This window comes from Rhodoferax sp., assembly GCF_034520025.1.
Classification (GTDB): Bacteria; Pseudomonadota; Gammaproteobacteria; order Burkholderiales; family Burkholderiaceae_C; genus Allorhodoferax.
The window spans coordinates 730928-745450 of the sequence record NZ_JAXHNZ010000002.1 but is presented as its reverse complement, the minus strand read 5'-3'; the positions used below and the strand labels follow the sequence as shown (position 1 = coordinate 745450).

Below are 14523 nucleotides of genomic sequence, written 5' to 3'. Positions count from 1 at the left end.
ACTATGACCCCCACCACTCTCAAAATTGACTTCGTATCCGATGTGTCTTGCCCCTGGTGCGCCATCGGGCTGCAATCTCTGGAAACTGCGCTGCAGCGCCTTGATGGCGAAGTGGCTGTGCAAATGCACTTCCAGCCTTTTGAGCTCAACCCGAACATGGTGCCCGAAGGCGAAGACATCACCGAACACCTGAGCAAAAAGTACGGTTCTACCCCCGAGCAAGCCGCCGCCGCGCGCGAGAACATCCGCGTTCGTGGCGAGGCACTGGGATTCATCTTCAACATGGACAAGCGCGCCCGCATCTACAACACGTTTGATGCCCACCGCCTGCTGCACTGGGCCGAAGACACTGGCTTGCAAACCGCCCTGAAAAAAGCATTGTTCAAGGCTTATTTCACCGATGGCAAAGACCCGAGTCAGCACGTGGTGCTCGTTGAAGCCGCGGAGTCGGTAGGCCTGTCGGGTGATGAGGCCCGTGCCATTCTGGCGGGAGACGACTATGCAGACTTGGTGCGCGAGCAAGAACAGTTCTATCTCAGCGCGGGCATTCACTCGGTGCCGGCTGTGGTCATCAATGACAAGCATTTGATCTCGGGTGGCCAGCCCCCTGAGGTGTTTGAGCAAGCCCTTCGGCAGATTGCAGCGGGCTGATCTGCGCGCTATGGGCAGCCAGGTATTCACCGCCGATCGCCGTCGCCTGCTGGCCCTTGCAGGTGCGAGTGCCGCCGGCCTTTGGTTGCCAGGCAGCGCCCGGAGCCAATGGCGTAGTGGCAGTGACCCTTTTGCGCTCGGCATAGCGAGTGGTTCGCCCCGGCACGACGGCGTTGTGCTCTGGACCCGGTTGGCAGCGGACCCTGCCCAGCCCGGCAGTGCGCGGGAACCTGTAGCGGTGCGCTGGGAGCTTGCCCACGACGATGGCTTTAAGCGCATGGTGCAGAGCGGCACTGCGATGGCATTACCCGAGTTGGGGCATGCGGTGCACGTGGAGCTCCAAGGGTTGGAGCCAGATCGCTGGTACTTTTACCGGTTTCAGGTGGGGCAAGCCAGCAGCGCTGTCGGGCATACCCGCACCTTCCCGGCACTGGGGGCTGTGGCCTCCCGGCTGCGGCTGGGCTATGCCTCGTGCCAGCATTGGGAACATGGCTTTTACAGCGCCTACCGCCATATGCGCACTGAGACGCTCGATGCGGTGATGTTTCTGGGCGATTACATCTACGAATACGGGGGCAGCAGCAAAGCGGTACGCAAGGTGCCGAGCGCCGCCACGGTGACGCTGGACGATTACCGCGCCCGCTATGCCCTGTACAAAAGCGACCCAGACCTGCAAGCCATGCATGCGGCTTGTCCGTGGATCTTCACTTGGGATGACCACGAAGTTCAAAACGACTACGCCGGCCTGTACCAAGGCACTCACGGGCCGGACGGTGTGGACTTCGCGGCCCGCCGTGCCGCGGCCTACCAGGCGTATTACGAGCACATGCCCTTACGGGCCAGTACGCTACAAAAAGCCCTGCAAGGCGTGATGCAGCCGGGCAGCGAGTTGCGCCTCTATGACCGTGTGGCTTTTGGTAACTTGGCGGTGTTGCACACCCTCGATGACCGCCAATACCGGGACCGGCAGGCCTGCACCAAAGCGGGCGCTCCGGGCTCCAGCACCGTGAACCCCGCGCAATGCTCCTCATGGAGTGACCCGTCCCGCAGCCTGCTGGGCGCGGTGCAAGAGCGCTGGCTGGACCAATCATTGAAAGCAGGTGGAGCCACATGGAGCGTATTGGCCCAGCAAACCGTATTCGGGCAGCGCGATTTCCGCCCCGGTGAGGGGCAGGTGCTGGGCAACGACGGTTGGGACGGCTATGCGCCCGCTCGCAGCCGACTCACCCAAGCACTTCAAAAACGCCGCGTTAGCAACCCGGTGTTTCTGGGCGGCGATGTGCATGCCAATTGGGTGGGGCACGTCAAGGCGGATTACAGCCGCCCTGACAGTGCAGCGGTGGGCGTCGAATTTTGCGGCACCAGCATCACATCGCGCGGGGGCAGTAACGACGGAGCTGCCGCGGTGCTCGCCGAGAACCCGCACTTTGTGTTCACTGACCGGGAACAGCGAGGTTACGGGGTGGCGGAGTTCACACCCCGTCAACTCGACGTGAGCTTACGGGTAGTTGACGACGTGACCCGCACCGATAGCGGGGTGAGCACCTTGGCGCGTTTCGCGGTCGAGGCCGGCAGTCCGAAACTGCAGCGCGTTTAGCGTGACAACACTTCCAGCAGGCGATCCAGCCCACCCTCGTTGATGGCCACGTCGGCTTGCGCCCGCACCGCAGGCTTGGCATGGTAAGCCACCGACAGGCCGGCCGCTTCCATCATCGGCAGGTCGTTGGCACCATCGCCCACCGCAATGCACTGCTCGGGCCGAATGTTCATCAGGGACGCTACTTCGAGCAGCGTGCGGCGCTTTTCGGCACCGTCGCAAATCTCGCCCCAGCTTTGCTGGATCAAGCCACCGGTGAGCGCACCGCCGTCGATCTCCAGCGCGTTGGAGCGCATGAAGTCGATGGCCAGCAGCGCACACACGTGTTCCGCAAAGTAGGTGAAGCCACCGCTCACCAGCAGCACTTTTAAGCCGGCCTTTTGGCATGCCGCAACCAGCTCACGGGCGCCCGGATTCAGGCGGAGCCGCTGCGTTTTGACGCCTTCCAGATCGGCCACGGTCACGCCTTGCAGCAAGGCCAGTCGGCGGCGCAGGCTGTCTTTAAAGTCGGTGATCTCGCCGCGCATGGCAGCTTCGGTGATGGCGGCGACCTCGGCTTTGCGGCCCACGGCATCGGCGATTTCATCAATGCATTCGATGTTGATCAGGGTCGAGTCCATGTCAAACGCGATGAGCTTGTAATCGCTCAAGCGCAGTTTGGCGGGCAGGTTTTGAACGACGAGGCCGGGAGTAGGTTCGGTGCTTGACATGGTTGTTGCTATCAATAAAGGAGCTGCTTGTGCAATATATTCGGGCGCTAGAGGCTGATTTGGTCTTTAAGCGGCTGCCGTTTCCGCCTTGGGCTGGCCCAGGGCTCGCAGAATGTCACGCACCATCTGGGCCCGGTCTTTGACCTCGGGCAGCTCGCGCTCAATGCGCAGTTTCTCGTTGCCGGCCAGCTTGATGTGCTTGTTTTTCTGGATCAGCTCGATGATCTTGATCATCTCGATCGGCGGGTTTTTCTTGAAGGTGATGTTGATCACACCCGGTGCCGCATCGACCTTGAGCACGCCGTAGGGCTTGGCAATCACCCGCAGGCGGTGCACATCGATCAAGGTTTGCGCTTGGGCGGGCAGTTTGCCGAAGCGGTCCACAATTTCTTCCAGCAAGGCATCTACTTGGTCGGTGTTTTTGGCAGTGGCCAGCTTTTTGTAGAACGACAGCCGCAGGTGCACATCGCCGCAGTAGTCGTCGGGCAGCAGGGCGGGGGCGTGCAGGTTGATGTCGGTCGTGACATTGAGCGGACTCAGCAGGTCCGGCTCCTGGCCGTTCTTCAGACAGCGCACCGCTTCCGACAACATCTCGTTGTAGAGCTGAAAGCCCACTTCCAGCATGTTGCCGCTCTGGTTTTCGCCCAGCACCTCGCCGGCGCCGCGGATCTCGAGGTCGTGCATCGCCAGATAAAAGCCGCTGCCCAATTCTTCCATCTGCTGGATGGCGTCCAAGCGCTGTTGGGCGTGTTTGGTCAGGCCTTCCAGGTCGGGCACCATCAAATAAGCATAGGCTTGGTGGTGGCTGCGCCCGACACGGCCGCGCAGTTGGTGCAGCTGGGCCAGGCCGAACTTGTCGGCGCGGCTCATCACAATCGTGTTGGCACTCGGCACGTCAATACCGGTTTCAATGATGGTGGAGCACAGCAGCAGGTTGTAGCGCTGGGCCACAAAGTCGCGCATCACGGCTTCGAGCTGGCGTTCAGGCATCTGACCGTGGGCCACGGCAATGCGGGCTTCGGGCAGCAGCTCTTCGAGCTTCTGGCGCCGGTTCTCGATGGTTTCCACCTCGTTGTGCAAGAAGTACACCTGCCCACCGCGCTTGAGTTCGCGCAGCACCGCTTCGCGGATCACGCCATTGCCTTCGGTGCGCACAAAGGTTTTGATGGCCAGGCGCCGCTGGGGAGCGGTGGCAATCACGCTCAAATCGCGCAGGCCTTCGAGCGCCATGCCCAAGGTGCGGGGAATCGGGGTGGCGGTCAGGGTGAGCACGTCCACCTCGGCGCGCAGCGCCTTCATTTGCTCTTTGTGGCGCACGCCGAACCGGTGCTCTTCGTCGATGATCAAGAGGCCGAGGTTTTTGAATTGGGTGCTCTCAGACAGCAGCTTGTGGGTGCCCACAACGATGTCGACCGTGCCATCGGCCACGCCCTTGAGGGCGGCGGTGATTTCTTTGGCACTGCGGAAGCGGCTCATCTCGGCGATCTTGACCGGCCATTTGCTGAAGCGGTCCACCAGCGTCTGATAGTGCTGCTCCGCCAACAGGGTGGTCGGCGCCAGAAAGGCGACTTGCTTGCCGCCGGTGACGGCCACAAATGCGGCGCGCAGCGCCACCTCGGTCTTGCCAAAGCCCACGTCGCCGCAGACCAAACGGTCCATCGGGCGGGGGGAGATCATGTCCTGAATCACGCAGTGGATAGCGGCCTTCTGGTCGGCGGTTTCATCAAACCCGAAGTCGTTGGCAAACGTCTCATAGTCACCCGCGCTGTAGCGGAAGGCATGGCCTTCGCGGGCGGCACGGCGGGCATAGATATTGAGCAGCTCGGCCGCACTGTCGCGCACCTGCTCGGCGGCTTTGCGTTTGGCTTTTTCCCACTGGCCGCTGCCCAAGCGGTGCAGGGGGGCCTCGTCGGCGCTCACCCCTGTGTAGCGGCTGATCATTTGCAGCTGGCTCACCGGCACATAGAGCGTGGCCTTGTCGGCGTATTCGAGGTGCAAAAACTCTTGCAGCTCCGGCTCGCCCGCGGCATTTTTGTTGCCCATGTCCATGTTGATAAGGCCACGGTAGCGCCCGATGCCGTGGGCGCTGTGGACCACCGGGTCGCCCACATTGAGTTCTGACAGATCCTTGATCAGCGCCTCTACATCGCTGACCTGCTCCTGCTTTTTGCGGCGGCGGGTGGTAGGGCCCGCGGCAAACAGCTCGGTTTCGGTGATCAAGTCAATGCCGGCTTCGAGCCAGCTGAAACCCTTGGTCAGGCCCGAGGTGGCAATGCCGATAGGCTCTTTGCTGTCTAGAAACTCTTGCAGGCTGTCAAACGCCGGCGGGCTGAACTGCGAGGCCCGCAAAAAGTCCAGCAAGCTCTCACGCCGGCCATCGCTCTCGGCCAGCACCAGCAGGCGCTGCGGGGTGTTGCGGGCATGCTGCTTGAGCAGGGCCAAGGGGTCTTCGGTACTGCGCTGGACACCCAGCTCCGGCAAGGGGCCGAGTTCTGCAAACTCGGTGCCGTCTGCTTGCGGGCGGATGGCCAGCTGGGCGTGGGCATTGGCCTTGGCGTAAAACTGCTCGGTCGCCAGAAACAGGCTTTCGGGCGGCAGCACCGGACGCTCAGGGTCGCCGTGCACCAGGCGGTAGCGGTCTTTGGTGTCTTGCCAGAAACGTTGGAACGCCGGCTCCAGGTCACCGTGCAAGACCACGGTGGCGTCTGCCCCCACGTAGTCGAAGACGGTAGCCGTGTCATCAAAAAACAAAGGCAGGTAGTACTCGATACCGGCGGTCGCCACACCTGCGCCGATGTCTTTGTAAATACGGCTCTTGGTCGGGTCGCCGTCCAGCAGCTCGCGCCAGCGGCTGCGGAACTTGGCACGGGCGTCATCGTCCATGGGAAACTCGCGGCCGGGCAGCAGGCGCACTTCGGGCACGGGGTACAGACTGCGCTGGCTGTCGGGGTCGAAGGTGCGGATGCTGTCGATCTCGTCGTCAAACAAATCCACCCGGTAGGGCACCAAACTGCCCATGGGGAACAGATCGATCAGGCCACCGCGCACCGCATATTCGCCGGGGCTGACCACCTGGGTCACATGGCTGTAGCCGGCCAGGGTCAGCTGGCTCTTGAGTTTGGCCTCGTCGAGCTTTTGCTTGACCTTGAACTCAAAGGTGTAGCCCGCCAAAAAGCTGGGCGGTGCCAGCCGGTACAGCGCGGTGGTGGCCGGCACGATGACCACATCGGCCCCATTGTCCTTGTCCCGCTGGCTGATGCGCCATAGGGTTGCCAAGCGCTCGCTGATCAGGTCCTGGTGCGGCGAGAAGGTGTCGTAGGGCAGCGTTTCCCAATCGGGAAAGAGGGCGCAGCGCAGGTCGGGCGCAAAAAACGCAATTTCTTCCAGCAGCCGCTGGGCGTCACTCGCATCAGCGGTGATCACCGTCATCGGTTTGCCCGCCGCCTTGTCGCGGGCACCGAGGCGCGCCAGCAACATGGCATCGGCAGAGCCGGTAGGGCGGGGCAGGGTGAATCGTTTGCCGGGGGTGAGCTTGGGGAGGTCCATGGGTCCAAAGTGTGCGGGAGGGGGCGACCTTGATTTTAGAATGGCAGGCCCCACTATGACCCACACCACGCCAATATCCCCCGCGCTGCACAGCGACCCGGCCTCCGAGGCCAGCCCGCAGCCCCCGTCCACCCCGGAGCCTATGGCGGTGACACCCCGTTTGTGGGCTCTGGTGCCCTGTGCGGGCAATGGCAGCCGCTCCGGGGCGGCGGGGCCCAAGCAATACACCGTGCTGGGCCAACAGGCCTTGGTGCTGCACACCCTGGAGGCCTTGGCGGCGGTAGACCGCTTGGCAGGCATTCAGGTGGTGGTGTCGGCCGGCGACCGGTTTTTCGACACTGCAGCGCAGCAATGTGATGCTCCCAATGGCGCTCCTGTTTTTGTAGCGGACTGCGGAGGTTCCACAAGGGCCGCAAGCGTTTTGAATGGTCTATCTGCTCTGTTGTCACAAGGCGCGCAGCCGCTGGACTGGGTGCTGGTGCACGATGCCGCGCGTTGCCTGATCACCGCAGCGGATGTGAATCGCCTGATCGACGCCTGCAAAGACGACCCGGTGGGCGGCCTGTTAGGCTTGAGGCTACCCGACACTCTCAAGCAAGAGCAGGGCGGCCGGGTGGCAGCCACCTTGGACCGAAGCGACAAGTGGCTGGCACAAACGCCGCAGATGTTCCGCATCGGCGCGCTCCAGGCGGCCTATGTGGCAGCTGGCGACGCTGTCACCGACGAAGCCAGCGCCCTCGAGTTGGTGGGCCAATCCCCTCGATTGGTGGACGGCAGCGCTCAAAATTTCAAAGTGACCTACCCGCAAGACTTCGCGTTGGCCGCTGCGGTACTCGCTGCGCGCGCTGGGCACCCACTATAAAAATAATAGCTACCAGCGCAATCTACACCTGCGCTAGTGGTACTTTTGACTACGAAAGAGCAAACCATGAATATCCGCATCGGTGAAGGCTGGGACACCCACCAACTGGTGGAAGGCCGCAAACTTATTTTGGGTGGAGTCGAGATCCCGCACACCAAGGGCCTGCTGGGCCACTCCGATGCGGATGCCCTGTTGCACGCCATCACGGATGCCTTGCTAGGCGCGGCCGCCTTGGGCGATATTGGCTCGCACTTTCCCGATACCGATGCGCAGTACAAGGGCGCGGATTCCACCGTGTTGTTGGCGAAGGTGGCGGCCGATGTGCGGGCGCTGGGGTATCAGATCATCAACCTCGACAGCACCGTGATCGCTCAAGCCCCCAAGCTCGCGCCCCATATCCAGGCTATGCGGGCGCGGATTGCTGCAGTGTTGGCGCTGGATGTCGGTTGCGTCAACGTCAAGGCCAAAACGGCCGAAAAAATGGGCCCTGTTGGCGAAGGCCGTGCGATGGAAGCTCGCGCGGTGGTGCTGCTCAGCAAGTTCTGAGCTAGCGGCCGGCCAATCTAAAAGCGGGTCGCGCGCTGCAGGCGCAAATGGGCAGAGAGGCCGCCCGTGTTGGAGTTGGCCAGCTGGAAGGTGCCACCCATACGCTGCATGGTTTTCTCCACAATCGCCAGGCCCAGGCCTGCTCCGTTGGCGGCGGTGCGCGCCGCCTCGCCGCGAAAAAACGGCTGGGTAAGCTGGTGCAGCTGCGATGGTGCGACGCCAATGCCGCGGTCTCGCACCTTCAGTAGCACCCATTGATCCCGCGACAAGGCCGAGATACGGATATCGGCGATGCCGGTGTTCACCGATTTGCCGTAGCGCCGCGCGTTTTCCAGCAGGTTGGTAATGACGCGGCCGAGTTCAACCTCGTCGGCAAAGACGAGCAAGTCCTCCTCCAGATCGACTTCTATTTTCACGTCGGACAGTTTGCGCATCGAGTAGATGCAGCTGTCGATGACATCGCCCAAGACCACCGGGGTCAGCTTCACCCGGTCGGGCCGCGCGTAGTCCAAAAATTTGTCAATGATGGCGTCGAGCTGGGTGATGTCCGATGCCATGTGGGCGCGGGCCTCGAGATTGCTCACGCTCATCTCGGTCTCCAGGCGCAATCGGGCCAGCGGCGTGCGCAAGTCATGGGAGATGCCCGCAAGCATCAAGGCGCGGTCTTGCTCGATCTTGGCGAGCTTCTGGGCCATGCGGTTGAAGCCGATATTGACCTCGCGGATTTCGCTGGTGTTGACATGCTCGTCGAGCTGACTGGCCTCAAAATCTCCGTCCCGCATGCGGCTGGCCGCAAAAGAGAGTTCCTTGAGTGGCCGGTTGATCAGGCCTGCAATCAGGGCCGCACCGGCCAGCGACAGCACAGCCGCTACACCGAGCCAGATCAGCCAGGTGGTGCCGTCTGCCGGATTGAACTTGGTCTGGTCGGTTTGCAACCAATAGTCATCACCATCGATCACAAAGCTCACCCACAAGCCGGGCTGCCCGTTCATGCGGCTGGCCACAATGGTGCCTTTGCCCAAGCGGCTGCCCAGTTCCGCGATCACGCGGCGGCTGAAAGCGTCGTTGTCCCGCGACTCAAAGCTGTCACTGGCTTCGCGGGGCACGATCCGCAGGCCTTCTTCATCCTTCATGGTTTTAATGAGGGAGATACGAGCGATCCCATCCGCATAGACCAGCGCAGCGCGGCTCAGGTTCACTTGCGATGCCAACAGCTGCGCCGTCTGCACGGCCCGGGGTTCAAACTCCAGTGAGCGTAGCGTCTGCAACCAGGCAAGAATGCTGCCGATCAGCAAGATCGACAGCAGGAAAAACGTGCGCCAGAACAGACTGACCGACGAGAAAGGCTTACGCCAACCGCTGGACGGTGCGTCCCCCAGTTCAGAGGGAGCACTCGCATCAAAGTCGGGGATCTGGGTGGATTGCAAAGCGGGGTTCCGGGGTGGAGGGGCCGTTAAGTCGTGGTTTCTTCCGGCACAAAGACATAGCCCACGCCCCACACGGTTTGGATGAAACGGGGGGTGGAGGGGTCGTTTTCCAGCAATTTACGCAGGCGGGACACTTGGACATCCAAGCTGCGGTCAAAGGGCTCGAACTCGCGCCCCCGCGACAGCTGGGCCAGTTTTTCCCGCGACAGCGGGATACGCGGGTGCCGCACCAAGGCCTTGAGCATGGCGAATTCGCCGGTGGTGAGCATGATTTCCTGGTCAACTTTTTTCAGGGTGCGGGCACCCAGGTCAAACACAAACAGGCCGAAGCGGACGATCTCGTTGTCACTCGAGGGTGCGCCCGGCGCCTCTTGGGCAGGCCGGCGGCGCAGCACCGCATGGATGCGGGCCAACAGCTCCCGCGGGTTGAAAGGCTTGCCGAGGTAGTCGTCTGCACCGACTTCAAGACCCACAATCCGGTCGATGTCTTCGCCTTTGGCGGTGAGCATGATCACCGGTGTCTGGTCATTGGCTGCGCGCAGGCGCCGGCAGATGGACAAGCCGTCTTCGCCGGGCATCATGAGGTCCAACACGATCAGGTCTGCGGTTTCACGCAACATGACCCGGGTCAATGCCTTGCCGTCTTCAGCAGTCAGCACTTCAAAGCCTTCTTGCGTCAGGTAGCGGCGCAGCAGGTCACGGATACGGGCATCGTCGTCCACCACCAGGATTTTGTTGGGTCGGTTGGTTTGGGTTTGCATGACGTCCTCAAATTTGTAACAGGGCAGATTTTGCGCGTTGACTTTTTCGAAAACCGCCCAGATGCGGCCGTCTTTGACACCGTGTTACAAATAAGGACGGATTCTCACGTATTTCCGCTGGGGCTCAGGCCACTATTGGAATCTTCTAGAGACGGAGGCTGAGGTCATGGTGCGTCGGATTTTTTGGCTGATGACAGCGGCAGGTTGTGTGTCCGGTGCCGCTGTGGCGCAAGCGCCCGCTGCAAACCCGGCGGCGCAGCCTTCGCAGGAAGCCAAGCCCCCGGTGCGTAGCCGGGCAAGCCAGCGCGAAACGCTCAGAGCGGCATTGCTGCAAACACCGCCGGTCGCCCCCGTGGGCACCCAGCGCATGACCCCTAACGCCAGAGACGAGCTACGAGGGCAACTCAAAACCCAGTCGGGTTCGTAGCGGGGTTTACCACTACCCGCGGCCCCACGCCTTGACGTGGTGCACGGTCTATGCCATTGTCACCCCGAGAGAAGCGTCCGTAAAAACCAAAAGCGAGGCCTCGCGGGTCGATAGCGCGCCGGTGGGCAACGGGAGTGTGTGATGAACGTCCAACAATCTGCGCTTTTTAAAAAGATACACCAACGACGGGTGGTGAGTCTGTTGTGGGTCTGTGTGGCCCTGTTAGCAGGGCTGGGCGGTGCATGGTCGTTGGTGTTTTCACTCATGGGTCGCTGGGACCTGGTGGGTTTGGAGGTGGTGCTCTTGGTGACCGCGGGTGCGGTAGCCTGGCTGACCCAACACCAGCGCACCCGCTTGGCGTGGGGTCTGGTGCTGGCCATAGGCTACGTCACGCTCTGCCTGTTCGCCATGTTTTTTGACGGGCACGATGGGGTGTCGCCGCGGACCTCTCACCTCTATTTTTTGGTTTTGACACTGGCCAGCATGCTGGTTTTCCGCAACGAGTCGCCCCTTTTGCGTTGGAGTACCGTTGCCGTCTTGATGGCAACTTTTGTGGTGTTTGCCAGCTCCAAGTGGCCCCATTCCTCCGAGCTCTTCATTCCCCCATCGCTTCGCCTGGTGGGTGCTTGGATCAATACCGCGACTGCCATGGTGGGGTTGATTGCTCTCGTTCACATCATGCTCAGTGAAGGAATGCCCGCCAACTCGCTGGAGCGGGATATTGATCTGGGTTTGAAGCGCGGGGAGTTCTTTTTGCTGTACCAGCCCCAAGTGCAGGCGGATGGCAGTGTCATCGGGGCCGAGGCTTTGCTGCGCTGGCGGCACCCCAAGTTTGGGCTGGTCTCCCCGGCGGACTTTATTCCGGTGGCAGAGCAGTCGGGTCAGATATTGCCTGTGGGGGCATGGGTGTTGTCAACCGCAGGGCAGACCTTGGCCCATTGGTTGCAGGTGCCCGCTTTGGCGCGGCTGACTTTGTCGGTCAATGTCAGTGCGCGGCAATTTTTGCAGGCGGATTTTGTGGATCAGGTGGCAGCCGTGGTTCATGAGTTCGGCCTGAACCCTTCGCGCCTCAAGCTTGAGCTGACGGAGAGCACCCTGATTCACGACATGAACGATATCGTCCAGAAAATGCAGCAACTGCGCGCTTTGGGTGTGGGTTGCGCGCTGGATGATTTTGGTACCGGTTTTTCATCGCTCGGGTATTTGAAGAAGCTCCCGCTCGATCAGTTGAAAATCGACCAGACCTTTGTGCGCGACGTGCTCACCGACCCGAGCGATGCGGCAATTGCGCGGACTGTGTTGCAATTGGGCGAGAGCTTGGGCTTGTCGGTGATTGCAGAAGGGGTGGAGACCCCCGGCCAGAGGGATTTCCTTCTGGAGAACCACTGCCGGTTTTTTCAGGGCTACCTGTTCAGCCGCCCCTTGTCGTTGGTGGACTTTGAGACCTATGCAGGAAAGTACCGCTCCAGCTAAAAAAACACCATGCAAAGGGCTGAGTCTTGAAAGCAAATGATTACGTTGGTCGGTTTCAACTTGTCAAAATCCTCGGGGAAGGCGGACAAAGCACCGTGTGGTTGGCGTTCGATCCGCGGCTGGAGCGGGATGTTGCGCTGAAGCTGCTGCGGCCCGCCGGTACCGCCGATGGGCAGGCGGTGAGCCGCTGGCTGGAAGAGGCGCGCAGTGTGGGCCGCGTGACCCATCCCCAGATTGTTCCCGTGTACGAGGCCGACATCCACGAAACCCGGCCTTACCTGGTGTTCAAGTATGTGGCGGGGCTTCCCCTTGATCAACATCTCCAGCGCCACGGTGCCATGCCGGCCAGCCAGGCGGTGGCGGTCATGGCTGATGTGTTGTCGGCCGTGGCGGCCGCTCACGCAGCCGGGGTTGTCCATCGTGACCTGAAACCGTCCAATATCGTGCTGGATACCGAGGGCAGGGCGCTGATCATGGACTTTGGCATCGCCGCCCGCATGCGCGATGCAGGCAGCCCCGCCCCCGAAGAAGATTTGATGGGAACCATTGGTTACCTGTCCCCCGAATTGGCCAGTGGCTTGGCACCGAGCCCCGCCATGGATATTTTCTCGGCAGGCTTGGTCTTGGCAGAGATGTTGACCGGCCGTCGCTTGTTGGCTGAGACCGATGTCTACCGAGCCATTCAACGCGTCACCCATAAACAGCTGATGCTGCCGACACCGACGCCCGCAGGCGTGGATGACGGCTTGCGCGCCATTGTTCATCGGGCCTTGGCATTGGATGTCCAGCAGCGTTATTCCAGTGCGGACTTGTTTCGCAGCGCGTTGGTGGAGTGGTCCGATTCCCTCCGGGCGCCGGCGGCAGAGCAAGCGACAGGTGCGGACGCGACCCTCGAATTCTTGTTGCGCCGCATGCGCCACAAGAGCGATTTTCCGGCCCTATCGGATTCGATTTCGCGCATTCAAAGTATGGCGCTTTCTGAAAAAAGGAGTGTGAGTAGCGTCACCAATGAGATCCTCAAAGACGTTGCGTTGACCAACAAGTTGCTTCGTCTGGTCAACAGCGCCCACTTCGCCCACCGAGGGAGTATCAGCACCGTGTCCCGGGCAGTGCATTTGGTGGGTTTCAACGGCGTGCGCAACATGGCCCTGAGCCTGGTCTTGCTGGAACACATGCAAGACAAAGCGCACGCCGCATTGCTGAAAGAGGAGTTTTTACGATCTTTGATGGCGGGCGCGATCGGTGGCGAGATCAGCCCCATCGCCCGTGGAAGCGAAGAGGCGTTTATCGGGTCGATGTTTCAAAATCTCGGACGCTTGTTAGCCCAGTTCTACTTTCCGGAAGAGGTAGCCAACATCCGTACCCTGACCCGCGGAAGTCGAGAGAGCTCTATTGAGACTCCGGCAGCTTTGGGCGTATTGGGTCTGAGTTTTGAGGACTTGGGCCTCGGCATCGCGAAAAGCTGGGGCTTGCCAGCGGGTATCCAACGTTGCATGCGTAAGCCAGTCGGTGCACCGCCCGCAGCGTTGCCTGTTGACCCCATGGAACGGGTCCGCTGGATTGCTTTCGCATCCAACGAGATTGCGGATGTGTTGTTAGAAGCAGATGCACAGGCTGTGGCTCCGCGGGTTGCTGCGGTACTCAAGAAATACGCTCCGGTCTTGGGCGCCAGCCTCCCGCAATTGCACGAGGCGACCGCCAAGGCACGCAACAAGTTGGTGGACCTTGTACAGGCGATGGATATCCATGTGGCGCCGGGGTCGGTGGCTGCCAAGCTCTTGCTGTTGCCTGCGGATGCACTCGGTACGACGCCAGAACTACCTGCCAAGACGGATGATTCGCTGGGCGGGTTCGCGTTGCAGGCCACGCCGACGGTCCGGATCAGCCCGCCGACTGCGCAAGCGCCAGCCCTGCCGCGGGCGGAGGTGGTGAGCCTTTTGTCGGCAGGTATTCAAGACATCACGGACGCGATGGTGGAGGACTCCAAGCTGTCCGATATTTTGCGCATGGTGCTGGAGACCATGTATCGGGCCCTAGGTTTTGATCGGGTGATTTTTTGTATGCGTGATGCCCGAACTGAAATGATGACGGCCCGCTTCGGCCTGGGGCATGGTGTCGAGGCGCATATCAAAGGCTTCAAAACCCACCTGCGGGCCACGAGCCCCGATTTGTTTGGTGTGGTGTGCGCGAAAGGGGCGGACACCATGATCAGCGACGCCACTGAACTGCGCATTGCCCAACGCCTGCCACTCTGGTACCGCCAAGGTCTGAACGCACCGGCCTTTTTGCTGCTGCCGTTGCAGATCAAGGGGGCGCCCTTCGGACTGATCTATGCCGACAAACTCCAGTACGGCGCGCTGGAGCTGGATGAGAAAGAACTGGCCTTGCTGCGCACCTTGCGCAATCAGGCGGTCATGGCGTTCAAACAGTCGAGCTAGCCGGGCGAGGTTCCATAAAAAAAGCCCCGGCAGGCAACTGCCGGGGCTTTTTGCTATGTTTTTAATAGCTGCAGGCGCAGTATTT

11 protein-coding genes are annotated in these 14523 nt (G+C 61.2%); 7 read left to right on the top strand and 4 right to left on the bottom strand.

Annotated elements, in window-relative coordinates; genetic code table 11:
- Window positions 1-3: 3 nt before the first annotated feature.
- Together U5L73_RS11770 and U5L73_RS11765 are read left to right on the top strand one after the other, a co-directional pair.
- Entirely contained in the window at window positions 4-651 is a 648-nt protein-coding gene (locus U5L73_RS11770) for a DsbA family oxidoreductase (RefSeq protein WP_322562533.1), read from the top strand.
- Window positions 617-2248, top strand: coding sequence for an alkaline phosphatase D family protein (locus U5L73_RS11765; RefSeq protein ID WP_322562532.1), 1632 nt, complete (start codon window positions 617-619; stop codon window positions 2246-2248). Before U5L73_RS11770 ends, U5L73_RS11765 begins: the two co-directional genes overlap by 35 nt.
- Here the strand turns inward: U5L73_RS11765 and serB are convergent.
- Window positions 2245-2958 carry a phosphoserine phosphatase SerB gene (gene serB, locus U5L73_RS11760; protein WP_322562531.1) on the bottom strand — a complete coding sequence of 238 codons (714 nt, stop codon included), beginning with the start codon at window positions 2956-2958 and terminating at the stop codon, window positions 2245-2247. The genes U5L73_RS11765 and serB overlap by 4 nt on opposite strands.
- A 66-nt stretch (window positions 2959-3024) precedes the next feature.
- Entirely contained in the window at window positions 3025-6504 is a 3480-nt protein-coding gene (gene mfd / locus U5L73_RS11755; RefSeq protein WP_322562530.1) for a transcription-repair coupling factor, read from the bottom strand.
- Window positions 6505-6544: 40 nt separating this feature from the next.
- Between mfd and ispD the strand changes: the two genes are divergently transcribed.
- Complete coding sequence (gene ispD, locus U5L73_RS11750) at window positions 6545-7366, top strand: 2-C-methyl-D-erythritol 4-phosphate cytidylyltransferase (RefSeq protein ID WP_416221308.1); 822 nt, start codon at window positions 6545-6547, stop codon at window positions 7364-7366.
- A 66-nt stretch (window positions 7367-7432) separates the two neighbouring features.
- The gene (gene ispF, locus U5L73_RS11745; protein ID WP_322562529.1) at window positions 7433-7912 is read left to right on the top strand and encodes a 2-C-methyl-D-erythritol 2,4-cyclodiphosphate synthase; all 480 of its coding nucleotides are present in this window, start codon (window positions 7433-7435) and stop codon (window positions 7910-7912) included.
- A gap of 17 nt (window positions 7913-7929) precedes the next feature.
- Here ispF and U5L73_RS11740 read toward each other — a convergent pair whose 3' ends face one another.
- Window positions 7930-9339 (bottom strand): ATP-binding protein, encoded by a 1410-nt coding sequence (locus tag U5L73_RS11740; RefSeq protein ID WP_416221307.1) that lies wholly within the window; start codon window positions 9337-9339, stop codon window positions 7930-7932.
- Window positions 9340-9365: 26 nt separating this feature from the next.
- Window positions 9366-10100 carry a two-component system response regulator OmpR gene (gene ompR, locus U5L73_RS11735; RefSeq protein WP_313873116.1) on the bottom strand — a complete coding sequence of 245 codons (735 nt, stop codon included), beginning with the start codon at window positions 10098-10100 and terminating at the stop codon, window positions 9366-9368.
- A 166-nt stretch (window positions 10101-10266) separates the two neighbouring features.
- Here ompR and U5L73_RS11730 point away from each other — a divergent pair, with 166 nt between their 5' ends.
- The 3 genes from U5L73_RS11730 to U5L73_RS11720 all read left to right on the top strand — a co-directional run bounded on the left by U5L73_RS11730 (window position 10267) and on the right by U5L73_RS11720 (window position 14438).
- Window positions 10267-10527 (top strand): hypothetical protein, encoded by a 261-nt coding sequence (locus U5L73_RS11730; RefSeq protein WP_322562528.1) that lies wholly within the window; start codon window positions 10267-10269, stop codon window positions 10525-10527.
- 141 nt (window positions 10528-10668) lie between these two features.
- Window positions 10669-12000 carry an EAL domain-containing protein gene (locus U5L73_RS11725; protein WP_322562527.1) on the top strand — a complete coding sequence of 444 codons (1332 nt, stop codon included), beginning with the start codon at window positions 10669-10671 and terminating at the stop codon, window positions 11998-12000.
- Window positions 12001-12026: 26 nt separating this feature from the next.
- Window positions 12027-14438 (top strand): protein kinase domain-containing protein, encoded by a 2412-nt coding sequence (locus U5L73_RS11720; protein ID WP_322562526.1) that lies wholly within the window; start codon window positions 12027-12029, stop codon window positions 14436-14438.
- Window positions 14439-14523 lie beyond the last annotated feature (85 nt).